The organism is Delftia acidovorans NBRC 14950, from assembly GCF_001598795.1.
GTDB lineage: Bacteria > Pseudomonadota > Gammaproteobacteria > Burkholderiales > Burkholderiaceae_C > Comamonas > Comamonas acidovorans.
Genome location: NZ_BCZP01000010.1, coordinates 80922 through 104848 on the forward strand (window position 1 = coordinate 80922; position 23927 = coordinate 104848).

The following is a 23927-nucleotide window of genomic DNA, read 5'->3' on the forward strand; positions in this document are numbered from 1 at the left end:
AATCTGCCCGCGCAAGCGGGCATTTTTCTTTTGAGGGATTTCGCTTGCTGCGCAGAAACGCTTGGATCGCAGTCTTCTGGCTGGTCTTGCTGGTCACATTTGCCGTTTACCACCCGGGGCTCCAAGGTGGCTTTCTTTTCGACGACGCGCCCAATCTTTCACCCATGGGCGCGCAGGGCGGAATCAGCAACTGGGATACTTTCAAGTCCTTTATCCTGAGCGGGTCCGCAGGCCCCCTTGGCCGCCCCATTGCGCTGGCCAGCTTTTTGCTCGACGACAATTTCTGGCCCAGCCAGCCCGGCTCCTTCAAACTTACCAATCTGTGGCTGCACCTTCTTACAGGTCTGCTGTTGTGCTGGGCCACGCTGAATCTGTTGCGCTTATTCGGAGTCTCCGAAGGTCGAGCCCGCTGGGGTGCGGTGCTCAACATGGCCTTCTGGCTGCTGCATCCCTATATGGTGTCCACCACGCTCTATGTGGTGCAACGTATGGCTCAGTTGGCCACGCTCTTTATGCTGGCAGGGCTGGCCGGCTACCTTCACGGCAGGTTGCTTTTGCGGCGACGCAAAGTCTCTGCCTACCTGTGGATGTCGATTTCTCTTGCTCTTGGCACGTTGCTGGCTGCGCTGAGCAAGGAAAACGGCATTCTGCTGCCGCTGCTGGCCTTGGTGACTGAATGCTGCCTGCCCTCCCGCATGGTGAGCTCCGCCCACTCTCCAGCACGACCCGACTGGCGCTGGCGCCTAGTCTTTCTTTGGCTGCCCAGTTTGGCCGTGACCTGGGCTTTGTCCAGGGAAATCAATCTCTCCCCGCAAGCTTGGCCTACACGCCCCTTCAACCAGATAGAGCGTCTCCTTACAGAACCTCGCATTCTTTGGGAATACCTGTTCCATCTCTATATACCGCGCATCGAGGGACGAGGACTGTTCCAAGATGGCTATGTCATTTCCACCGGTCTGCTGCACCCGTGGACCACCATACTTAGCCTTTTGGGTATTGCCGCTCTGATATTGGTGGCCATAAGACTGCGCAAGCGCTCGCCCTATTTTGCGCTAGGGATTCTTTTCTTTTTTGCGTCCCACCTTATTGAATCCACTGTCGTCGGACTTGAGCTTTATTTCGAGCATCGCAACTACGGTGCCGCGCTCTTTCTCTTCCTACCGGTGGTCATGGGACTGCTCTGGGTGGCAGAGAAAAGAAGTCGGTTCATCGCCTCCGCCACACTGATCGCAACCCTGACCATGCTCGCCGCTCTTACTTGGCAGCGCGCCAGCCTCTGGGCCGACACCGAAGCCCTGCAGAATTACTGGGCAGCCAGTACGCCTGAATCAGCAAGAGCCCAGAACCATCTCGCCATACGCCTTTTTCAGAATGGTCAGGTTGACGAAGGCTTTCGCCTGCTGGAATCTGCAACGAAGCGCCTGCCTCAAAGTTCGCTGCTGACCATGCAATGGTTGCTGCAAAAGGTGCTGCGCCAAGAGGCAACGGGGCAGGACTTTGATCGCGTTAGGCAGCTGCTGCCCCACCAGCGCTTCGATGCGCAGACTGTAATGGGTATGCGCATGCTGACAGAAACTCTCGTGGAGCGGCAGGCCCGCGCCGACTATCAGCGCGAGACTCTGGCCATGCTGAGCCTGATGCAGTCACTGCCACAGTACACCGCTGTGCCCTTATTCAATCGGATGGAGCCTTATTTGCGGGGTCTGCTGTTGACGTCCCTGGGCCACTACGAAGAGGCCCAGGCACAGCTCATCGAAGCTATCAGGGGATACCGGGACATTGAGGCAGCGCTATCCATGGTGGCACACATGGGAAGTTCTGGCCGCCCCCGTGAAGGGCTGCAACTGCTGGAAGTGGCCCAGGAAGTCTATGGGACACAACCTGACAGGACAATGAGACGATCGAGAGCAGGCTACGACATGGAGATAGCACGCCTGCGGCAAGCGCTGGAGGAGGACTTGCAAGCCGCCACACAGGAATCCGACAAGAAAGCCAAACCATGAAGATCAGCATAGTGCTGCCCGCCAAGAATGAGGCGCTGAGCGTGGGTCTGACCGTTCGCCGGGTCAGAGAATGCATGCCAGACGCCGAGATCATCGTAGTCAATGACGGCTCCACCGACGATACCGCCCAGATTGCCGAACAGGCAGGTGCCTGGGTCGTGCAACACCCCTATAGCAAAGGCAATGGTGCAGCGATCAAGACCGGCGCCCGCGCAGCCGATGGTGACGTGATTGTCTTCATGGATGCCGATGGGCAGCACGATCCCGCCGACATTTCAAGGCTGCTGGAGAAAATGGAGCAAGGCAACGACCTGGTCGTCGGCGCCAGGCAAAAAGGCTCCCAGGCCAGTATAGGGCGTGGATTGGCCAATGGCTTGTACAACAGGCTTGCCACCTGGATGACAGGCCACCGCGTAGAAGACCTCACCTCCGGTTTCCGCGCCGTTCGTACCAGCAAATTTCGCGAATTCCTCTACTTGCTGCCCAATGGATTCTCCTACCCGACCACCAGCACGATGGCATTCTTTCGTGCTGGCTACTCGGTAGCCTACATTCCCATACATGCAGCGCCCCGTATCGGTACAAGCCATATCCGTTTGCTTCGAGATGGGGCACGCTTCCTGCTGATCATTTTCAAGATCGGCACCCTGTTCTCGCCGCTGAAGATTTTCGCTCCGGTTGCCTTGAGCATGTTCCTACTGGCTTCGGGCTGGTACGGCTGGACCTGGTGGCACCAGGGCCGCTTCACGAACATGAGCGCTCTGCTCTACAGTGGTAGCGTCATGGTATTTCTGATGGGACTGATCTCCGAACAGATCACCGCGCTGATGTATCAGGACCGCAAGTGAACAGCGTATCCAGCCCCAAGCCAGTTCTGCTTGTACTGGCTTCTACATACCCGCGATGGACAGACGACCCGGAGCCAGGCTTTGTTCATGAGCTGTCACGCAGGCTCTGCTCAGACTTCCGTGTCATAGTGCTCTGCCCTCATGCAGCGGGAGCCAAGCCAACCGAATCCATGGATGGCGTGGAAGTCATTCGCTACCGCTATGCCCCGGAGCGCCTGCAGACGCTGGTGAACAACGGCGGCATTGTGACCAACCTGCGCAATCACCGCTGGAAGCTGTTGCTGGTGCCAAGCTTTGTGCTGATGCAAGCCTGGCAGGCTTGGAGGCTATGCCGACAACACCGGATTGCATCAATCCACGCGCACTGGCTGATCCCCCAAGGCCTTATCGCAGCCATGCTGAAGCGCTTGCCGGGATCCAGGCCGTCCTTTGTCGTCACCTCCCATGGAGCCGATCTGTATGCGCTGCGAGGCGGGCCATTGCAGGCGCTCAAACGCATGGTGCTGCACCGTGCCCATTCCGCGACCGTAGTCAGCACAGCCATGCGTGCGGCAGTGGGACAGCTGGGGGGAGACACGGAAAAAGTCTCTGTCGTGCCGATGGGCGTGGACATGGCAAAGCGCTTCGTACCAGGCAATGCAGCCCTGCGGACACGCAACGAGCTGCTGTTCGTAGGGCGACTGGTAGAAAAAAAGGGACTGCGTTATCTGCTTGACGCCTTGCCTGCGCTGCTCCGGGCCCGGCCCGATCTGCATTTGACAATCGCAGGTTTCGGGCCTGATGAAGGACAACTCAAAGACAGGGTAGTGGAACTTGGTCTGCAGCAAAGTGTTCGCTTTCTGGGCGCAGTGGCCCAGAAAGACTTACCGCAGCTTTATCAGAGCGCGGCACTGTTTGTGGCGCCCTTTGTGCGAGCCGAGTCCGGCGATCAGGAAGGATTGCCCGTGGCACTCATGGAAGCTGTGGCCTGCGGCTGCCCGGCCGTTGCGGGCAATGTGGAAGGCCTACAGGATATCTTCGGGCCACATGCACAAGAATGCATGGTAGATCCCCGTGACAACGGCGCATTGACAGCGGCAATTCTGGGCCGCCTGCAAGCACCCGAGAACGCGGGCAAGCAAGCACTGGCCATGCGCGCAGCACTGCTGGAACGGCTGGGCTGGGAGCATGTGGCGGTTCGCTACAGTCAGTTGCTGAAGCAGGCCTGCCACTAGACCATTAGCCGCGACCCAAGGCAGTGCTTTGCTCTGCCATCAGCAGCAAAATAGGCTCTATGCCCGCAATCAGATCCGGCCAGCCCTGTACCGGAATCCTGGAATCCACGTGCATGCTCAGTTGATGCTCCAAAGCTCGCACCAGACCGTCGGCGTCGCCCGGAGGAAACATGATCTGTGGCGTGGGCGCGAACAGCGCCGACATCTCGCCGATGTCAGCCACCACAACGCTCAGTCCGCAAGCCAGCATTTCATAGGCTTTCTGCGGGAAGCAGTAGCGTCCGAACGGCGTATCCAGAATGGAGATGACGCCCACATCCAGAGCGCGGAACAGATCCGCCACCTGGGCATGGTCCAGATGGCCCAGGTAATGGACGCGATCTCCCTGCGGCGGGGGTAGCTCGGGCCGATAAGGGCCGGCCAGAACCAGGCGTGCAGTGGGATGCCGGGCAGCAATGTTTGCCCATGCCCGGTATAGCGGCTCCACACCTTTGTCCTTGTGCAACCCTCCTGCCGTGCCGATCAGCACCAGATCTTCAGGCAAGCCCAGGCGTCGGCGTGCTTCCGATTTGTCGCCTCGGCAGAAAATATGCAGATCGACGCTACTGGGCATGGAAACGACTTGCCCTTTGGCGCCATAGTCCTTCAAGACCATCTGCCGCAGCGGCTCGCTGGTTGTCACAACCAGCGAAGCATTGCGGGTGGCCTTGCGAAGCGCCGGAACAAAGCCGGGAATGCGCGCCTGGCCAAAGCCTTCGAAGTTGTCGTAAAGATCCACGGCATAAGGCAAGCCCAGACGCCTGGCCAACCAGCCGGTCAGCGCCACGTGCGGAATATCGGATGCCCCCACCAACACCTGCGGCCGAAACCTCTTCAGCTGGTCCAACAGATGCCACGGGTATCGTGCCAGCCGTGGCAGGGAAAGCCCGTGGACCGACTCGCTGGCCCATAACAGACTGCCTGCGTCAGTCTGATGCCGCCAAGACACCTCAGCATCTGCCTGCCTGGTGTGGTAGTCCAGGCAGTAGCCGCGTACTTCGTGCCCCAGCAGGGCAAGTTGCCGAGGAATTTCATAGAGCCGCGCATAACGGTCAAGGATCACATCCTTGCCCATATAGCGGCGTTTACATAGAAAAGCGATGCGCATTGCCATTGCAGGCTCAATCCCCGCCCATCAACTGCTGCGACAAACGCTGTGCTGCAGCCAGTGCAGCCGCCACGACCTGGTCCATGTTGTAGTAACGGTACTCGGCCAGCCGCCCCACGAATGTCACACCTGTCTCGGCTTCTGCCAGCTCCTGATAGCGCTTGAACAACGCCTCGCTGTCGTCGCTGGGGATTGGATAGTAGGGATCACCTTCGGCTTGCGGGTACTCCCGCACAATGGACGTACCGCTATGCTGCTGGCCGGTCAAATGCTTGAATTCCGTGATACGCGTATACGCATGGTCATTGGGATAGTTGACCGTTCCAACCTGCTGCAACCATTCCGTTGCCGCCAGATGTTCATGTTCAAATCGCAGTGAACGGTACGGCAGAGGTCCATAGCAATGGTCAAAATACGCATCAATGGGACCTGTGTAAACCACATGGGAAAACTCGCTACGCATTTTCACGTCAGAAAAATTCACGCCCATTTCAATACGGATATTCGGATGGTCGAGCATGCGCTCGAACATGCGCGTGTAACCCTGCAAAGGCATTGCCTGGAAAACGTCGGTGAAATACCGGTCATCGGTATTCGTGCGCACCGGAATGCGTGCCGCCACCCCGGCCTTCAGTTGCGAGGGATCCATGCCCCACTGTTTGCGTGTGTAGTTGAGAAAGAACTTCTCGTACAGATCGCGCCCCACGCTGTTGAGCACGACGTCTTCGCTGCTGCGTATTGGTTCGCGCGGTTCGCGTACGCGCTCGAAGAAGGAGGCCGCGCCTGCCTCGTCCAACTCAAGGTCATACAACTGGTTGAGTGTGTCGCGGTTGATGGGAAATGGGCAGGCCTTGCCATCGACTACACCGAGTACACGGTGTTCATAAGAGCGCCATGCAGTGAAGCGAGACAGGTACTTGAACACTCGCTCGCTATTGGTATGGAATATATGGGGGCCGTACCGATGGACAAGCAAGCAATGGTTATCGGTTTCGTCGTAAGCATTCCCACCGATATGCGGCCGCTGGTCAATGAGCAAGACAGCATATCCGGCTTCTGCCATCTCACGAGCCACCACACTTCCCGCAAATCCAGCACCAACTACAAGCATTGGATATCTTCGCATACAATCAACCTTCCGCTTTATGACCTGTCTTTGATCTTATTCTTTATGGAATCAACCCATAACAAGGCCTTTACCACAAGTCGAATATGTAACGTCGAGATTGCAGCCGAACCTTCTAGCCACATATAGCCAGTGGAAAAGAAAGTTCTCCGCTTTGACATGGTCATGAACACAATTGAAATTATATCGCTCCACTCAAGAACTCTGCAAAGCGGATTAATAAAACTCTTTTCGTGCCTCATTTCAGTAATAACACCGAAGCGAGTAAAAAAGTTCACATCATTTTTATCAGGCCTACTGATAAAATCGGAGACAAGAGCCAGAATCGTAGATTTGGACCTAGCAATTCCATTGTAAATACTGCGCTCTTTGGCGACAAGCCTTGCGCAGGCAATCCCGGCTTCATGCAAGGTGCGGGCATATAAAAGCTCTTCGTTGCCTCTGATCTCTTCACCAAGTATCGGAACGACCTCTCCATCCAACACTTGGTAGCCGATCGTGCTCGCATGCATGGACGGTAAGAAACAGTGCTCGACAATCACTCTTCTTCTTGAAAGCAATGATCCAGATTTTTGAATGAATGCAAAGGATTGACCCGCCTTTTCCTCTGAGAGGTGATCTTTCGACAGGCCAATATAATATCCTTTCGGATCTGACCCGGGCCTATAATAATTCAATACTCTCTTTAGTGCTGCCTGACTATTCAAGGACCAACCCGCGTCAACGAGCGCCCAGGCGGAATCATCGAAAAGCCCCATTTTTTCAAGATAGAGGCGCATGACTTCGCGTTTATTCCCAGTAACTTTTTTAATTAACTCAGCGACCCCATAATTTTTCAAAATATTAGTGGAGAAGATATTAGCCGACTCGAGATCCATTACCCTATGCCACTCATCCATTTTCAGTCCCAGCATCCCCCGCACTTGATCTTTTTCATATTCATCGAGCCCGAGCCGATCAACTATATCTGCAGGAGAGTTTCTATTTCCTGCAACAATCAACAAACGCTGCCAATCCAAGGAATCCTGGCCGATTGAAGGAGCAAGCCACGCACGACGCGATCCGTGAAGATACCGCGGCTCAACACCTTCTTCAGTGGCGCATAACTCCCGAGCCATCTTATAAAGAATTTCGCCATCCCTAGCAACAAAGTATAACCTTTTTATACCATTGATCTTTGCATGCTCTATTATCCATATTACATATGCCAATAAAAATGGAATAATTGCGCTTTGAACCACTCCAGAGAAATCCTTGTGGAGGGAAAATTCATTGCCAACAGACAATCTACAGCGGCGAGAAAAAGCAGCAACCCACGATTTATTCACGCCCAACCGCGAACCATCTTTACAAATCAATTCCTCGTATCTACTTAAATGCGCAGCATTGAAATAATCGGCTCTTATATCATTTGCATTGGCCATGGATATGTCTGAATGCACATTATCCCCCAGATGGAGCATTTCCTTCGAATTTATTTTTTCACTCAGCAAGACTTGAGGAAAAAGCTCCCCAGAGCTCTTACTCCTCCCGTAATCACAGGAGACATATAAAACATCATCATCTTTTAAGATTCCATGATGCTTTAATATTGGCGCAAGCAAGTCTCCCGGAATATACATGTCAGATATCAACACGATTCTCCCGCCAGAGATACGAATATAATCCATTCTTTTCACGATTTCGGGAACAGGATAAATGCATTCACACTCCAGATCAATTTCGACTTGCACTAGCTCCTTGACACTCATGCCTGTCTTAAATAGATAGCGCAGCACCTCATAGATCGAGAATATATCAGTTCTTACCGAGCCATTCCATTTCGCCAGAAGATTGACAATTTTCTCCGCTCGAATTCTTGCTTTCTGAAATCTGCGTGCAAATTTATGCCTTGCATCCTCGCTCAGGTGAGAAGAGGAAATTTTATGTCCGAGGACGTAAAAAATATCTCGGGGATTGGCATAGCTACGAGTAATACACGTATCAAAAACGTCGAAGCTATACACTTTAATTTCATCGGATTCAGGCATGAAAAACTCTCTCACATCTTATCCACTCAACAGCGATTTGTATAAATTCAAATGACTCATAAGAAATCTCTGTTCACCGAACTTACGGAGGGTGGTAACCCTTGCATTTTGAGATAACTGCAATCTTAAATGTTCATTTGAAACCATCAAATCCAATCCGTATGCCAAACTTTCCATATCACCTCTGGAAGCCATCCATCCATCGAATTGATGGGTCAGTGCCTCCTTGATTCCGCCCACATCGAATGCAACTACGGGAGTTCCGCTGGACATTGATTCAAGCAATACCAATGGAAAATTCTCCGCTATGGAAGGAAGAAGAAAAATATCACTGGCTGCATAATAATCCGCCAGCAAAGTCCTATCAGGTGTGAACTCGCGAATGATGTAGTTATGCATCTCAGGCAGAACCAACTTCTCCTTCATATTCCCGACCAGAAGAACATTTAGTCGAATCTTTTGCAATGAAAGCGCTTGCAATGCATACTTCAATCCTTTAAAAGGATTAAGAACATCAACACTTGCAAGCAATATGAGAATTCCATCCAATGGAAATCCTAATTTTTCCCTAATCCGCCGCTTTTCCATTGGTTGAAATAGCTTAGTATCAACCGCGTTGTGAATGACATGGATTTTATTCTTGCTTATACCCGCCCTCATTGCCTCGTCGGCAATCCATTTAGAGGGACAGACGATTGCACTCAAATTCTCATTGACCATTCTTATCTTATACTGCTGCAGAAACCCAGTTCGATCTATGGAAGTCATCTGCGGCCACCTTCCCAATTGCGGACAATTTGAGCAGCCAGCTATAAAAGAAGTGCAGCCTAATGGGTGTATACATCCTCCAGTAAAAGGGGAGCAATCGTGGAATGTCCAGACTACGGGAGAATATTTTGCTAGATATTTTATGGTGCGTGGGGATATTGCATCAGATATATCATGAAAATGATATAAATCATACGGAAGCCCATCTTCACAAGTTGGGCCAGACGTGATCGTTGTCAAATCGACAAAACCCGTCTTTCTAGATATATATCGACTAGCTCGGTATATATACCCATTCAACGCACCTTGCCTTACGCTTTTTCTAGGGTAAGGAGGTTCTGGTTCGGCGGTCCAATGCTCAGCTCTAATTTCAGTCGAGCCTCCAATTAGACTTGCGAGTTGGCACGCCACCGCGCTCGCCCCTCCTCCATGGGCTCCAGTTCTGCTGACTAAAGCCAGCTTTTTCACCTTAGGAGCTACGCCAGTTTCAATATACATGCAGCCTTCTATTCACTATGGAGTTAAGTCTATTTGCAGGTGGTGCAACTGATTATTTGGACTACATGCACAAAGAAAATAATTCAATATATGCCATCTAAAGAAAGACAGAAAATATCATCTTCTGTTCAGAACATCAACCACCTTGATATGATTCTCTTAACTCTAAACGCAATATTTCGAGAATAATAGTAAATAAATGTCCCGGTTATTACATGAGACCCCGCAGGCCAAAGACCATGAGTACGTGATGGAGGTTTTCTGAATGCCTCCATCAAGGTCATCTTCCGCACAAATGGAACCGATTCCATTTCGACTTGATGCTCAGAGTGGTAGTATTTTGAAAAAATTTTAGCCTCCTCTATTGAGGGCCTTTCAAGTAATCGACGAAGTCTGTTATTTACCTTGCCCAATTCAATTGAACGACCAAGAGATCCACTCAATGCAGCATAACGATTGGCAAATGACAATATCGCCTCTTGCCGGAAAACGGAATTATTCGACACAGAATGATCGAGAAAAACAGGACCATATCGTCCATACTCATCAGCTGAGTAGCTCATAGTCGATGGATGATCTGCGGAATGAAAAAGCTCCATCATTCCTAAATTTGATAGAATCCACTCCCCGCCGCTAGTAGCAGGCTGGTAGGGAGAATACATAAATGCATGCGTGCGAGTAGCATCGGAATAAACCATGCTATCAAAAAGAGCCAGATAGTATCCATGTATATAACTGGGAAAAATATCGCATTTGGACAAAATATTATCGATTGAGCGCTGGAGGCGCCCGTGCCACCCAACATCTACGATACCAATATTACGGATTTCGTCTGATATCACGCCTTCCTGTCTAAAATACTTGACGGCCAGATCGAGTTTCTCTTTTGAGGATTCATCTATTAATTTGGAAATTGAATTTTCCTCAAGAAGAAGGCTCAATATTCTCCGCTCGTCCTTGGACAGATTCTTCTCGAAATCCACATCTATTTTTTTTCTAACCTTTTCCCCAAAAAGTTCCACTGGTATTGCCAATCGCTCCGAGATAGCTCTAATGGATAGATAATCTGTGTCATCCATAATCCAACTTCTCGACTGCGAAATGCTGACATGCCCGGGCAGGTGCAAGGCTTGTCGTGAAGCATAGAGATAGCGGCACTCAATAGGAATGTTTCGGCAGGCTGTCAATGCTTTGGCAATCTTGTGCAATATCTGCCCATCTCTCGCCAGAAAGTACAATATTTTCACCTCGCGTTTCAACGCGTCTGAAATGATCCACTCTACAAAATTGACCAAAAATGGCGAAACTATTTGCGAGTAAACCATCCATTCTGAAACGTCATCGTAAGGACATGCAGCTCTTGCCTCACGCAGAAGACCTGCAATATGCCGGTGCTCATGGTCTTTAGCAAAAATACTCACCCCCTTCTATGAAATTTCAATTTCACTCAAATCAATATTTGAGCTATTTGGCCCTGGTATCTAACACACACACCACTCATCAACCCCTCAAAAAAACAGATTTCCCTCACTCCTGCTTTCGCGCTCTTGCAAGGAGATTAACACCAAGAGGTATATTTTTCGCCTGGGGGCCCAATTCGGAGCGAATGTATAGCCACCACAATCCTCGAAATATCATTTTTATATAGAATCCAAAAATCGAATAGCGAGGAATCCACCAATATCTAGGCTTGACATTTGATTCATCAGGAAAATATTCTGGCTGCTTTAGTCCACAATTCAAGCAAACGAAATCCAAGCTACTCTCTGTAAAAGAGCTGCAATGAGTCCAATCATTGTATCGCCATCGATTAGCAAGCAATGAATTGGCGTTCGGTACTTTAATAAATATCACACCGCCAATTTTCAAAGTCTTCACCAATCCCCTCATGAAATTCATTTGCAAATCAACAGGAATATGCTCCAATACATCGAATAAAAAAACGATATCAAATTTTCCAGCATTTGATTCAATCCATGCCGAGAAATCATCAGTATGCAAGCACTTAGCATCTACCCCATTCCGTCGTGCCGACTCCACTTGCTCGGCACTGGCATCAACGCCCAGCACCTCATCGAAGAATTTCCCCAGATAACTAGTTAATCCACCATCGCCGCACCCGTAGTCCAACACAGCACTGCTTCGTGGGTAGTCCTTGATTAAATCAAAAATTAATCCAGCGAATAATTTCTCCCTTCTCTGAATATCTTCCGGTGAGCCATCATGATATTTTTTATAATAAATAGAGTAGTCATACTCTCCATGCATATCTCACCCCCAATGCAAGCATCTGTACCTTAAAGTACTCTTTATCAAAAATTATGTTCATCAGAATTGTCGTCATCATGTAGGAGATGATCATAGAGATTGCGGCCCCCTCTGCACCCAAGCAGCCGACAAACAGCCACAACAGACCCAAGGAAATTGGCAATCCCAGCATGATTTTCTTGAGAACAACTTTTGTATTGCCCTTATGGGCAATCCATATATCCTGAACCCCACCAAAAAAAAGGAATGGTATAGCAAACGAAGAAATCATCATTATGAAATATGCGTCTGAATAAGCCGAGCCTAACAGCCAAGGGATCACAAGAATAATGGCCAACCAGTTTATACATATTGCAAACAATGATATCAAGGCCACTACTCTTATCAAACGAGAGTAGTTTTGAGCAGAGCGCAGTTCGTCTTTTTCAAGCAAGGAGAAATTGCGATTCACAATTGGCAATATAGCAGCACCAACTATTGACCAAGGCGCAACCATCATGTTTGCAACGGCCCATTGCCCAGCTGATGCATCACCAATCATATAACCAATTACGAATATCTCCATACGTAGAAAGATGGAAACCAGTCCGGCTGAAAACGCAGTTGGAATGCATTTTAGAAAATATTCCTTCATCATTACCACATCAGGAGAAATAAAAAATGATTTCTGATGGCCTTTCCTCAAAAGCCATGCAGCATATGCAAAAGAGAGCGTCATGGTTTCACCAGTGACAACTACTGCAAAGAAACTTATATCTTTCCCGGCACCTATACCGTACATTCTGGCGAGAGCAGCGCACACCAGCACAAAAATTCCCAGTATCGCTTGGTTTCTAAAGCCCCCAATAGCTTGAATTCTGTTCCCATATATCGATAATGCTGTAATTGGCACCATCCAAATCAGGATGCTGTAGATTTTCCAACTCTCCCAGGAAAAAACAGAAATATAAATACAAAGCGCGAGAAAACAAAAAGAAGCCCAGATTAATCTGACAACAAGAATTGATGAAAAGAATTTACGCAAATTCGCGTCTTTGCGTATCACAAATTCATGAATATTGATATGATCGGCCCCCATTCCCGCAAAGCCTATGAAGATAGCCACTATTCCCAAGGCTATAGAAAGCGAGCCATGCTGGCTTGGCCCGAGATATCGAGCCACAGCTGCAGAAATAAAAAACCCCAACGCAATACGCAGAAATTTCTCAAAGAGAATCCAGCCCATGGTATTGAAGTTTTTGAAGTGATTCATCATCACCCTTAATTGGCAAGCATTATCAGGAGAAAAATGAATATAACGGTTTCAACACGCGAGTGCCGAGCAAGAACACGGGCCCTGCTGAGCCATGGCCAGCAGGTGTGAGAAGACGGCAAGTGGAGTGTTGAAGCCACCGGTTGCATGAGGCCTGCCATTCAAGCCATCAGCGATGGCGGCTTCCAAATCGTCCTGCCTGCGCACGGTCAGGTCGTCCATACCCTTGGGAAGGTAGTGGGGCAGCAGCCCATCGGTGCTCTCGCAAATGCTGCACGGCCAAGGGCTGTGCGGAACGCAGAAGTAGACCCGCGCGCCCGCGTTTGTAGCCAGTTGCTGATGACTGCTCATCTGATTGCCCTGTTTTTAGGTGTGGAGCATCGGCGTGGCGATGCAATTGAGCTTGGCGGTGAAGCCTGCCAGGGCAGAGCTGTCGCCGTGCACCAAGCGACCGAAACTCGCCACCAGCACGCCCACGCAGGACTTTTTGCCCGCCTCCCTTTTATGAGTCGCCCCCCCAGTGGCCGGGCACTACGCGATGCCTCAATCTCGGGTTGGCGCGCGTGGACGCGGACTACTTCGGGGATCTGGCCGTGCTGGTCGATCCCCAGAATGCGGGCAAGCCGTGTACCGCAGCCCCGGCACAGGCAGGCGATGGGCTGGCGGCGCAGTTCGCCACGAGGCTGGGCGGCGGCGGTGTAGATGGCTTCTTGGGACACGTGGCGTGCGGCCTCATTGGGATAGGGGTGCTTGCCGGTAGCGGCGATCTGTTGGGGCAACCATTTGCGCCCCAACAGCGTCATCACCAGGCTCCAGGACAGGCTGCTAGAAGACAGCTTGGCACAAGCCTGACATGCCAGTTCAGCGCGGTGCGAGCCGTAGGTCATATCGGCCGGGCAATTGCGCACCAACTTGCAGCTGATGGTAGATAGCGGGCGCTGCAGCGGGCGACCCGTAGCTTGCACGCTGTGCCCTTGCTGGAGCATGCCGGCGATCGTCATACGGGCCCCGGGCTGGAGTTGTTCATCCCTAGTTGGCAACTGCATGTGAACCCCATACGGTAAAGGGCACTGCACTTCAGCTTTGAGGCCACCGTTGGAATTACTCATCTCATCTGATCGGAAAAGTGCATAGCCGCCTTCGCCGTAAACGTTGCAGTCAAGTGCTGTGCATCCCTGAACACCACAGTGTCGTTGCGAATTGCTTGGCACAGGCCCTCAGGGCATACAAAGCTGGCGGTCTCAATCCAGTGGGCTTTCGGGTATTTATCCACAACACTTTTTAAAAAAGAGGCGACTCTGGAATATTGGGAGTTTTCCGAGAGGGATTGGCATTTATGCCCCCCTTCCTTTTTTTCTTTTATCAAGCAATCCGGCCCATTAAAACCAAGCGTAGGATTGGCTTCAATCACGAAGATTGCATCAGCACTCCGAGAGAGCCTTTCCAGAATCCGCCCAGTCCCTTCCGTCCATTGCTTCTCCGTGAAATCACTAGAAGCCGTACTTCCCAGAAATATATTATCTACTTTCCTGGCCTGCAGCCATTCGATGGCCTTGTTTCTCCACTCCTCGCATTCAGTGTACTCACGCCCTATGCGTTGATAAAAAAATACCTCGTCCACCATGGGACATGAAGATTTCGTCAGCACGACGATTTTCCATTGGTGAGGATCATACATTGCCGCCAAAGTAGAGAACCATTGAACGCCAATACTGTCGCCAAATAGTACTGCCGTCTTCTTTGCCGAATCCTCACCAAAAACACAGGGCTTCAGCTCGGAACTGTGGAACCAATCATCACAGTCAAAGCCATAAATCATAGGGGCATCATTCTTGGCCTGCACATACCTTGAATTATCTTCGATCGTCAAGACCTCCTGGGCATGTGCATTCCAGCGCAGTAACTGAGAATTGGCGATCAAAATCAAAGAAACTGCAGCAAGCATCTGCCAACCATGGCGTACGCGAGCAAGCCGTCCATAGCGCACAGGATTCTCCAGAATGTAATGTGTCAATACCGCCAACATCAATGAGATCAACAGTGCTGCAATCGTATTGAGAAAATCGCCTTTCACAGGAGCCACATAGGCACCAACAATGATCACCGGCCAATGCCAGAGATACCATGCGTACGAGATCTTCCCGATGCCTTGCATCAACGGCGTCGCCAATAATCTTGAAGGCCATGCCATCACCGATGAGCGGTTGCTTTCCAGAATCCCCCCCGATACCAGAAGCGCACATGCGGCCAGGGTTGGGATAATGGCTGCCCAGCCTGGGTATGCCGTATTTTTATCGATTCCCACCAGTCCAGCCATCAACAGGATGACTCCCACCCAGCCCGCAATGCCATAAAACCCAGATGAATATTTTCCTTGCCTGAAAAGTACCCATGCAAGGGCTCCCGCCGAGAACTGCCATGCCCTGGTTGGCATCATGTAAAAAGAAAATATGGAATTGAACTGCGATATAAATATGCAAGCCAGCAATGACAAGATCGCAATGATTGAAAACAAAGGAACCAGCGCAGTTACCTTTGAGTATTTTCTATGCAGCTTGAAATACGCCAGAATGATCAAAGGCCAGACAATGTAGAACTGCTCTTCCACACCCAGAGACCATGTATGGAGGAATGCATTCTCGCCAGATTCCGATGAGAAATAATTTGCATAAGAAAATGCAAAATATATATTACTCATCCATGCAACAGCCATTGCGGCCGCCATACTTTGGCTTAGATGTGTTGTTTCAGGCTCAATATTATAAACAACAGCACCAGCGACCAGAATAACCAGCATCAGCGCGGGCAGAAGCCTGCGCATACGATTAGAGAAGAAACGGAGCAGTTCTATCTTTGCAGAAGATTCATATTCCCGCACCAACACTCCAGTTATCAGGTAACCAGAGATCACAAAAAAAACGTCCACCCCGATAAACCCCGCAAAGAATCCATCGATGGAAAAATGAGACAGAACGACAAGGACGATGGCAACCGCCCGCATTCCCTCAATATCAGGCCTGTAATTGGAACTATCCATGGCCCCTCCTTTATTGAATCATCGTTCGTCGCACACGGACGTCGATTCCTGGGTAATTTCGTTTGAAATATTAATTAACATCTCCCACATATTCACCGAAAGTCGAGAAACATCCAGAGAATGGCGCAAGAACAACAACGACTCAAGCAGCAATGACATTGAATCCACCTTGCATTCGCCCACGTGTATCCACAAATATCTTCGCCTTGCTGGCCAGTAGCGCATAATCAAACGCGTCATGGTCCGTGGCCAGGACCACACAGTCATAGCGATCCACTGTTTCCTCATTCAGCGGAACAGACCTCAGGTCAAAGTGGTAATCCCGCTTATGCGGAAACACCGGCACATGCGGATCGCTGTAATCTATATCCGCACCCTTGGCCTGCAGCAGATCCATGATCTCCACAGCTGGGGATTCCCGTGTGTCATCAATATTCTTCTTGTAGGCCAGCCCCAGCACCAATATACGGCTCCCCTTGATGGCCTTGCCCCGTTCATTGAGTGCATCGGCGACCTTGCCCACCACCCAGTGCGGCATATAGTGGTTGATTTCACCGGCCAGTTCGATAAATCGCGTATTTACGCCATATTCACGCGCCTTCCATGTCAGGTAGAAGGGGTCGATGGGAATGCAGTGGCCGCCGAGGCCGGGGCCGGGTCGATAGGGAACAAAGCCGAAGGGCTTGGTGGCAGCTGCATCAATGACTTCATGGATGTTGATGCCCATCTTGTCGGCCACGATCTTCATCTCGTTGACCAGGCCGATGTTGACGCTGCGGTGGATGTTCTCCAGCAGCTTGGTCATTTCAGCCGCCTTGGTGCTGCTGACGGGCACCATGGTCTGGATGGCATGTAGGTACAGCGCCATGCCCAGTTCCAGGCAGCTGGCAGTGCACCCTCCGATCACCTTGGGGATGTCCTTGGTACCGTAATGCGGATTGCCAGGGTCTTCGCGTTCCGGAGAGAACACCAGAGCGCAATTGGCGCCAGGCTCCAGTCCACGGCTGCGCAGGCGCGGTGCCAGCACTTCGTCCGTCGTGCCGGGCCAGGTTGTGCTCTCCAGGCTCAGCAACTGACCTTCGCGCATGTGAGGCAGCGCCGCCTCCACCGTGTTGATGATGAAGCTCAGGTCGGGCTCGCGGTGAACATTCAGGGGCGTGGGCACGCAGATGATCAGGGCATCGATTGCTTCTGTCCGTGCAAAGTCAGTGGTGGCCTCGAATCCCTGTTCCAGCGCACGTCTGATCTGCTCGGGAGTGATTCGCTCTATATAGCTGCCGCCCTCGCCCAGCGTACGGACCTTGGCTTCATCAATATCAAAGCCCACCACCTTGATGCCAACCTCGGCGAAGCGAAGGGCCAGAGGCAGGCCCACATATCCCAGCCCATAGATACCCACGCGCACAGAGCCATGGGAGATCTTTTCCTTGAGGCGCGCAAGGGCCCCCGGGTTGCCAGCATGCATTGGTGTTTCCCTCTGATTTCTTGTCGTTCTCTGTCACGGACACCCCGCGACCTTCCAGCAGTTATTGTGAACCGGCCGTTCTTTCCCTGGTACCGGCAATCGCGCGACAGACGCTACTGCGCCACAAAGCTCCCCGTCTTGCCTCCGTGCTTCTCCAGCACCCTGATTCCCTCCATCACCATGCCCTTGTCCACCGCCTTGCACATGTCATAGACCGTGAGCAAGGCCACCTGCACGGCTGTGAGCGCCTCCATCTCCACCCCGGTCGGACCAACGGTCTCGACGGTGGCAAGACAGCGGACGGACGACGTTTCGGGCAACGGATCAAACTCCACTGCCACCCGTGTCAACGCCAGCGGATGGCACAGCGGAATCAAGTCACTGGTCTTCTTGGCAGCCATGATGCCGGCGATGCGCGCAATGCCAAGCACGTCGCCCTTCTTGGCGGTGCCACCTTGGATGATGGCCAGGGTGGCGGGCTGCATGGTGATGCGGCCTTCGGCGACCGCGATGCGGTGCGTTGCGGGCTTGGCGCCGACGTCGACCATGTGGGCCTGGCCCTGGGCATCGAAATGGGTGAGGGAAGACATGGAAACTCCTGAAAATGCACTGGCCGGCCCATGGCAGTCCTGACACGCAGGTCGAACGCGCCATGAACGTTCGGCGAACCGAGGCATCATAGTGGGGTGTTCCACCGCCCGGCATCAAGGTGCAGGGCCCGGCCTTCTGGCCTCCTACCTGCCCATGCACCCATCACGCCTGAAGACACGTATCGCCGTCAGCCTGCAGCTGCTGGCGGCCTCTCTCACCATCGCAACGCATACACCCGCACAGGCCCAGTTGCGCCTGCCCACGCTGGGCGACGGCGCGGCCACGACGACCAGTGACGAGCGGCGCCTGGGTGACCGCATCATCCGCTCGCTGTACCGCGATCCGGACTACATCGACGATGCGGTACTGCAGGAATATGTGGAAGGCATCTGGCAGCACTTGGTCGATGCGGCACGCACGCGCGGCGAGCTTTCGGACGAGCTGGAAGAGCGCTTTGCCTGGGAGATCCTGCTGGGGCGGGACCGATCGGTCAACGCCTTTGCGCTGCCCGGCGGCTATCTGGGGGTGCACCTGGGCCTGATCGGCGTGGTGAGCACACGCGACGAGCTCGCATCGGTGCTCGCACACGAGCTGAGCCACGTCACGCAGCGCCATATCGCGCGACTGATTGCCCAGCAGGGCAAGCAGACGCCGCTGATGATCGGCTCGATGATTCTGGGCGCTCTGGCCGCCAGCCGCAGCCCCGATGCCGCCATGGCCATGATGATGGGTGGCCAGGCGCTGGCCGTGCAGAACCAGCTCAATTTCTCTCGCGACATGGAGCGCGAGGCCGACCGCATGGGCTACGGGCTGATGGCGCCTGCAGGGTTCGCGCCACAGGGCTTTGTGACCATGTTCGACAAGCTGCAGCAGGCCAACCGCCTGAATGACAACGGCAGCTGGCCCTATCTGCGCAGCCATCCGCTGACCACGGAACGCATGGCCGACATGCATTCGCGCCTGCCGCGTGGCGTTGCGCCTGCGCCAGCACCATCCCTGGAACACGTGATGATGGCCGCACGGGCCCGCGTGCTGTCGCGCCCCGGCGTGGATGTGCTGCGCCAGTGGGCCGAGCAGCCGCGCTCCACCAGCTTTGGCAGCCAAACCCAAACCCAGCAGGTGGCGCAGCTATATGCCGCCACGCTGAGCGCCGTGCAATTGCGCGATTGGGCCGAAGCGCGGGAAATGTCCGGGCGGCTTCAAGTGGCAACCGCCGCAGATGCCGGCGCCCAGCGGCAGGCCAAGCTGCTGCAGGCCGAACTGGAGCTGACGGCCGGCAAGCCCGGCGCCGCGTTGCAGGCGTTGCCACCGCTCTACCTGCCGGCAGCTGCGCCTGCCCAGGCCAATCCCACGGAATCCATCCCCGCCAAGACAACGGAGAGCGGCCCCAGCCTGGCCACCGTCAATGTGGTCGAAAACCGCGCCGTGCGCAGGCCGGAATTGCTGATGCGCACACAGATCCTGCTGCGCGAGCAAGGCGCCGCCAGCATGGCGGGCCCGCTGCAGACCTGGGTGACGGACCACCCGCGTGATGCCAGCGCCTGGCAGTTGCTGGCCCAGGTGCAGCGCGCCCAGGGCCAGGAGTTGCGCGCGCTGCGTGCCGAGGCCGAGGCCCAGGTCGCGCACTACGACTACGCGGCGGCAGTGGACCGTTTCAAGGCCGCGCAGGACCTGGCCCGCAAGGGCGGGCCCAAGGTGGATTTCATCGAAGCCTCCATCGTGGACACGCGGCTGCGTGCCGTGGAGGAGCTGCTAAGGGAACAGGCGCGCGAGAAGTGATTCGATAGCCAGGCCCAGCAGCGAGTAGATGAGCGCGCCCAGCATGGCCGCCCAGAAACCCGCGACGTGAAAGCCGCTGAGCAGGCCCGAGGCTGCCCAGAACATCAGTCCGTTGACCACGAAGAGAAACAGCCCGACCGTCACGATGGTCACGGGCAGCGTCAGCACCACGAGGATGGGCCGCAGCACCGCGTTGAGCAGGCCGATGACCAGCGCCGCGATCATGGCCGAGCTGAAGCTGTTGACCTGAACGCCACCGTAGAGATAGGCCACGACCAGCAGGGCACCGGCGCTGAGCAGCCATTTGATCAGGATTTTCATGCGGGCAGCATAGCAGCAGCCGGCAGATCCAGGTTGAGGCGGCGCACTGGAAACCGTGGGCCGAAGAACCCCATGAAAAACGGCATCCCTTTTTCCGGGATGCCGTCCTGAAAGCGATCGCCTGACCAGAGCGGTCAGGCAGACGCCAGCCTTTAGATCATCGCTTCCTCGAACACCAGGCCCATCAGCGCGCCGATGGCCGCCAGCGTTCCCGGAAGATTCCAGCGCCGGCCCAGCGGGGCGGCAGGCGCCACGGCGGGAGCCGTGGCTTCCTGCTTGGGGCGGCGTGCATCGACGATCTGGGCCGTGCCGTGCTCCTGCTGGAGCTGGGCCACCAGTTCGGCCAGCGGGCCCTTGGCCAGCACTGGCGTGATCCTGCCAGCGCTGTCACCGAACACCGGCAGCAACTGGGCGAACAGCTTGTCCGCCCACTTGCCGCGCCAGCTTTCGCGCGCGCTGTGGCTCACCCATTTGCTGACCCGGTGAGTAATGCGCGGTGCGCAGGCCACCAGCAGCCAGTGCGAGGCCTGGGCCTGCGGCGAGGCAGCCAGGGCCTGTACCAGAGGCAGAGCGTAGGAAGCGTCATCCACGTAGACGATGATGGGGTTCAAAGCAAGTCCTTGTCGAACTGGGTTTGCGGGAGTGGGAGAGGCAGGCGGCCGGGGCCGCCCTTGCCATGGATTGTCGCGAATCGGCGCGGGCGGCCCATCGGGCCAACCCGGCGCCCACCTCAACTTTTCAGCGGATCAAGCTCCGTGGGCGCCGGCCTTGGGAGCAGGACGGCGCGAAGCGATGTACTTGCCCAGTGCCAGCACCAGCAGGGCTCCGAACACGCTGGCACCGTACTTGAGCATGTCAGTCTGGGGCAGCTTGACCATCCAGTCCCACTTCTCCGTATTGGCGAAGACGGGGTCGGTGACCAGCATGCCGCCGGCAATCCAGCCCAGCAGCATGCCGCCGGCCACGATGATGATGGGGAAGCGCTCCATCAGCTTGATCACGAGCTGCGAGCCCCAGACGATGATGGGGATGGAGATCAACAGGCCCAGCACGACCAGCAGCATCTGGTGCTCGCCCGAGCTCTGGGCAGCGCCGGCGATGGCGATCACGTTGTCCACGCTCATCACCAGGTCGGCAACGATGATGGTCTTGATGGCGGCCAGCAGCTTGTCGCTGCCCTGGATGTTGTCGTGGCCGTCTTCATCAGGGGCAATCAGCTTGATGCCGATCCACACCAGCAGCAGTGCGCCGACGAACTTCAGGAAGGGCAGCGCCAGCAATGTCATCGCGAAGGCGATCAGGATGACGCGCAGGATGATGGCACCCGCCGTGCCCCAGATGATGCCCTTCTTGCGTTGCTCGGGCTGCAGCTTGCGGCAGGCCAGCGCGATCACGACCGCGTTGTCGCCGCCCAGCAGGATGTCGATGATGATGATTTGGCCCAGGGCCACCCAGAACGGGGCGTGAGTCAGAAAGTCCAAGTCCATAAGGTCCTCGCTGTTGAGTAAGGCCGGCGAGAACTCCTCCCTCCTGGAGAAACACCCACCAGCACAGAAAGACCGATGCGACGACACAGCGCCTACCCGGGCAAGGACATGCCTGGCTCAGGGGAGAACACCTTGATCGACCGTCATCAGGTCCATCAAAGGTCTTGCTCGGCTGCGGTATGCACCGCAACCCGGAAGGCCGGAAGCTTGCGCTTCGTATTGACGACCATTCCGATGCCGGCACGGTGGCTTTGCAAAAACCACCCCCCGCCGGCAGAGAGCTACTCCCCTTCGAACCTGTGGATTGCAACACAAAGCCGCCACGGCACGCAAGTGAAAAAACCCTTCATTTCCACGGAAAGCACAAGTCGCGCATCCCCCAGACCATTTATTCGCCTACCTCAAATGCTTCACTATCCATAGCAACCCTTGAACCAACGGAGTGTTGCAGCCATGCCCGGCCGTGCGCGGGCAGGCGTCTTATCATCGCTGTCCCTTCCCCCTGACCGTCCATGACCGCACTGCACATCACCGACATCGAAGCCGCCATCAACTACTGGCGTGAGCGCCATCCGTCCCCGGACGGCGTGCTGCTGCAGCCCGAAGTACGGGCCCTGGCCGAGGTGTACGCGCTGATGATCTTCTGGCATGAGAGCGAAGTACAGGTTGAGGGCTTTCCCTCGCACGCCATGGCGGCCTGGCTGGCCTGGTACGACACCACGCCCGATACGCCCTGCATCGCCATCTGCTCCACCAGCCAGGGCGACGAAAGATGCAAGGGCTGCGGCCGCAGCTTTAACGAAGTGCAGCTGTGGACCGCGATGGAGCCGGCACAAAAGCGGATGGTCTGGCGCAGGATCACGGCAGAGGGCGACTCCTGGCGTTTCACCCGCTATGCAGAACGTGCGGCCGAGCGCACGGATACATCGCGTGACTCTGGCTGATTGCTGGCTGATTGCTGGTTGATTGCCGGCTGATCTGCCGGATACCGCACCGGACCAGTGCGATGTTGCAGACGGCCTAACATCGGCCGCCATGCTGCATACCGCCGCTTACCGCCACAGCCACCTCCGCCTTTGCTTGCGCCTCACGGCACGTGATGCGGGCGAGACGCGCGTGCCGGCCGGCAAGGCCTGGCCCGCCACGGCCGCGCGCCTGCGCGAGCGTGATGCGGCACGGCTGAACATCGGCCCCCGACAGGCCGCACGGTCTTGATGCGCTGCCCTGCGCGGAACCGGGCAGCGTCGCTTCACTGAATCCGCTCTTCTTGCGCCGCCTTCATCCCTAGGCTGAAGGCGGTTGGATTTTCACGCGTCTGCCCGGCCTCAAGGCCAGCCGACGGCCAGCCGACGAAGCGAGCCCTGCCGTGACCTGTCTAGCCCTTGACCCAGCCGGGCCCTCTTTTGCCGCCCCCTCTTTTTCCACGCTCTTGCGCCATCTGCGCCATCTGAGCGATACCGTGGCGCATCGCGCCCTGCCCCGCTGCGCGCCACGCCACGTCACCGAGCTGCGCATCGACGTGATGCAGCCGCTGGTGGAGGGCGAGCTCGAAGCCATTCACGAGCGCCTGTACCAGCCCGGCAACAAGCTCCATGGCCTGGAGCGCCGCCCGTTGCACGACCCGCAGTTCCAGCTGCACTGGCGTGAGGCCGACGGCGAATGGTTTGCCTACGTGGAGGACATGGAGCGGCGCTGCCTGGCCGGCTACACGGTGTTCAATCGCCTGGTCGAGGTGGACAAGCGCACTGACCGGCGCGTGCGCTCGCCGCATTCGCGCTTTGCGCCGCATTACCAGCGGCGCGGCATTGCCAGCGCCGTGTATCGCAGCGTGCTGGACAAAGGCACCTGCCTGGTCAGCGGCGCACGCCAGTCGCCGGGCGCCCACGGCCTGTGGAACCATCTGGCGCGAAGCTATGACGGCCGATATGTGGGCATTGCGGACAGCAAGTCGCTCATCCATCTGGGCCGCAATGTGCCGGACGATGTCATGGACCGCCTGTCCACGCGCCGCATGCTGCTGGGCGCGGGCTGGACCGTGGAGTCCTTCGCCCAGGCCGTACGGATGCAGTTGCCGGGTTGAGACGGGGACCTTG

General features: G+C 54.8%; 20 protein-coding genes and 1 pseudogene. 7 read left to right on the forward strand and 14 right to left on the reverse strand.

Features of this window, described 5'->3' with window-relative positions; translation table 11 throughout:
- Positions 1-44 precede the first annotated feature (44 nt).
- From DA1_RS14945 to DA1_RS14955, 3 genes are read left to right on the forward strand one after another with little or no spacing between them, the layout of a single operon-like run.
- Positions 45-2003 carry a tetratricopeptide repeat protein gene (locus DA1_RS14945; protein WP_174549395.1) on the forward strand — a complete coding sequence of 653 codons (1959 nt, stop codon included), beginning with the start codon at positions 45-47 and terminating at the stop codon, positions 2001-2003.
- Entirely contained in the window at positions 2000-2851 is an 852-nt protein-coding gene (locus DA1_RS14950; protein ID WP_034389791.1) for a glycosyltransferase family 2 protein, read from the forward strand. The genes DA1_RS14945 and DA1_RS14950 overlap by 4 nt, the downstream gene beginning before the upstream one ends.
- Complete coding sequence (locus DA1_RS14955; protein ID WP_034389790.1) at positions 2848-4065, forward strand: glycosyltransferase; 1218 nt, start codon at positions 2848-2850, stop codon at positions 4063-4065. Before DA1_RS14950 ends, DA1_RS14955 begins: the two co-directional genes overlap by 4 nt.
- Before the next feature lie 4 nt (positions 4066-4069).
- Here DA1_RS14955 and DA1_RS14960 read toward each other — a convergent pair whose 3' ends face one another.
- The 11 genes and pseudogenes from DA1_RS14960 to moaC form a co-directional block, all read right to left on the reverse strand.
- Positions 4070-5218 carry a glycosyltransferase family 4 protein gene (locus DA1_RS14960; RefSeq protein ID WP_198488078.1) on the reverse strand — a complete coding sequence of 383 codons (1149 nt, stop codon included), beginning with the start codon at positions 5216-5218 and terminating at the stop codon, positions 4070-4072.
- A 7-nt stretch (positions 5219-5225) separates the two neighbouring features.
- Positions 5226-6323 (reverse strand): UDP-galactopyranose mutase, encoded by a 1098-nt coding sequence (gene glf / locus DA1_RS14965; protein ID WP_230590700.1) that lies wholly within the window; start codon positions 6321-6323, stop codon positions 5226-5228.
- Between the two features lie 32 nt (positions 6324-6355).
- On the reverse strand, positions 6356-8368 hold the full coding sequence (locus DA1_RS30445; protein ID WP_155294167.1) for a hypothetical protein: 2013 nt from the start codon (positions 8366-8368) through the stop codon (positions 6356-6358).
- An 18-nt stretch (positions 8369-8386) separates the two neighbouring features.
- Complete coding sequence (locus DA1_RS29730) at positions 8387-9634, reverse strand: glycosyltransferase (RefSeq protein WP_080736785.1); 1248 nt, start codon at positions 9632-9634, stop codon at positions 8387-8389.
- Between the two features lie 128 nt (positions 9635-9762).
- Positions 9763-11055, reverse strand: coding sequence for a hypothetical protein (locus DA1_RS30450; protein WP_155294166.1), 1293 nt, complete (start codon positions 11053-11055; stop codon positions 9763-9765).
- A gap of 106 nt (positions 11056-11161) precedes the next feature.
- On the reverse strand, positions 11162-11902 hold the full coding sequence (locus DA1_RS29735; RefSeq protein ID WP_080736784.1) for a class I SAM-dependent methyltransferase: 741 nt from the start codon (positions 11900-11902) through the stop codon (positions 11162-11164).
- Positions 11886-13154 (reverse strand): oligosaccharide flippase family protein, encoded by a 1269-nt coding sequence (locus tag DA1_RS29740; RefSeq protein WP_162269879.1) that lies wholly within the window; start codon positions 13152-13154, stop codon positions 11886-11888. The genes DA1_RS29735 and DA1_RS29740 overlap by 17 nt, the downstream gene beginning before the upstream one ends.
- Before the next feature lie 51 nt (positions 13155-13205).
- Positions 13206-14200: pseudogene (locus DA1_RS31595) on the reverse strand (IS30 family transposase).
- Positions 14201-14259: 59 nt separating this feature from the next.
- The gene (locus DA1_RS29750; RefSeq protein WP_081232010.1) at positions 14260-16191 is read right to left on the reverse strand and encodes an acyltransferase family protein; all 1932 of its coding nucleotides are present in this window, start codon (positions 16189-16191) and stop codon (positions 14260-14262) included.
- Positions 16192-16333: 142 nt separating this feature from the next.
- Positions 16334-17656, reverse strand: coding sequence for a nucleotide sugar dehydrogenase (locus DA1_RS14975; protein ID WP_034389783.1), 1323 nt, complete (start codon positions 17654-17656; stop codon positions 16334-16336).
- A 113-nt stretch (positions 17657-17769) separates the two neighbouring features.
- Positions 17770-18246 (reverse strand): cyclic pyranopterin monophosphate synthase MoaC, encoded by a 477-nt coding sequence (gene moaC, locus DA1_RS14980; protein ID WP_034389781.1) that lies wholly within the window; start codon positions 18244-18246, stop codon positions 17770-17772.
- Between the two features lie 154 nt (positions 18247-18400).
- Here moaC and DA1_RS14985 point away from each other — a divergent pair, with 154 nt between their 5' ends.
- Positions 18401-20026, forward strand: a complete 1626-nt coding sequence (locus DA1_RS14985) for a M48 family metalloprotease (protein WP_034389779.1) — start codon at positions 18401-18403, stop codon at positions 20024-20026.
- Here DA1_RS14985 and DA1_RS14990 read toward each other — a convergent pair.
- From DA1_RS14990 to DA1_RS15000, 3 genes are all read right to left on the reverse strand, one after another.
- Entirely contained in the window at positions 20000-20347 is a 348-nt protein-coding gene (locus DA1_RS14990) for a phage holin family protein (RefSeq protein WP_012202791.1), read from the reverse strand. The two genes, DA1_RS14985 and DA1_RS14990, sit on opposite strands and share 27 nt — an antisense overlap.
- A gap of 152 nt (positions 20348-20499) precedes the next feature.
- The gene (locus tag DA1_RS14995) at positions 20500-20958 is read right to left on the reverse strand and encodes a hypothetical protein (RefSeq protein ID WP_013804594.1); all 459 of its coding nucleotides are present in this window, start codon (positions 20956-20958) and stop codon (positions 20500-20502) included.
- Between the two features lie 135 nt (positions 20959-21093).
- The gene (locus tag DA1_RS15000) at positions 21094-21834 is read right to left on the reverse strand and encodes a TerC family protein (protein ID WP_034389777.1); all 741 of its coding nucleotides are present in this window, start codon (positions 21832-21834) and stop codon (positions 21094-21096) included.
- A 512-nt stretch (positions 21835-22346) separates the two neighbouring features.
- Here DA1_RS15000 and DA1_RS15005 point away from each other — a divergent pair.
- The 3 genes from DA1_RS15005 to DA1_RS15015 all read left to right on the forward strand — a co-directional run bounded on the left by DA1_RS15005 (position 22347) and on the right by DA1_RS15015 (position 23914).
- Positions 22347-22778 carry a DUF3717 domain-containing protein gene (locus DA1_RS15005; RefSeq protein WP_034389775.1) on the forward strand — a complete coding sequence of 144 codons (432 nt, stop codon included), beginning with the start codon at positions 22347-22349 and terminating at the stop codon, positions 22776-22778.
- Between the two features lie 91 nt (positions 22779-22869).
- Positions 22870-23049: a hypothetical protein gene (locus DA1_RS15010; RefSeq protein ID WP_034389773.1), complete on the forward strand. Its 180-nt coding sequence runs from the start codon at positions 22870-22872 to the stop codon at positions 23047-23049.
- A gap of 151 nt (positions 23050-23200) precedes the next feature.
- Complete coding sequence (locus DA1_RS15015; protein WP_034389771.1) at positions 23201-23914, forward strand: hypothetical protein; 714 nt, start codon at positions 23201-23203, stop codon at positions 23912-23914.
- The last annotated feature ends 13 nt before the right edge of the window (positions 23915-23927 follow it).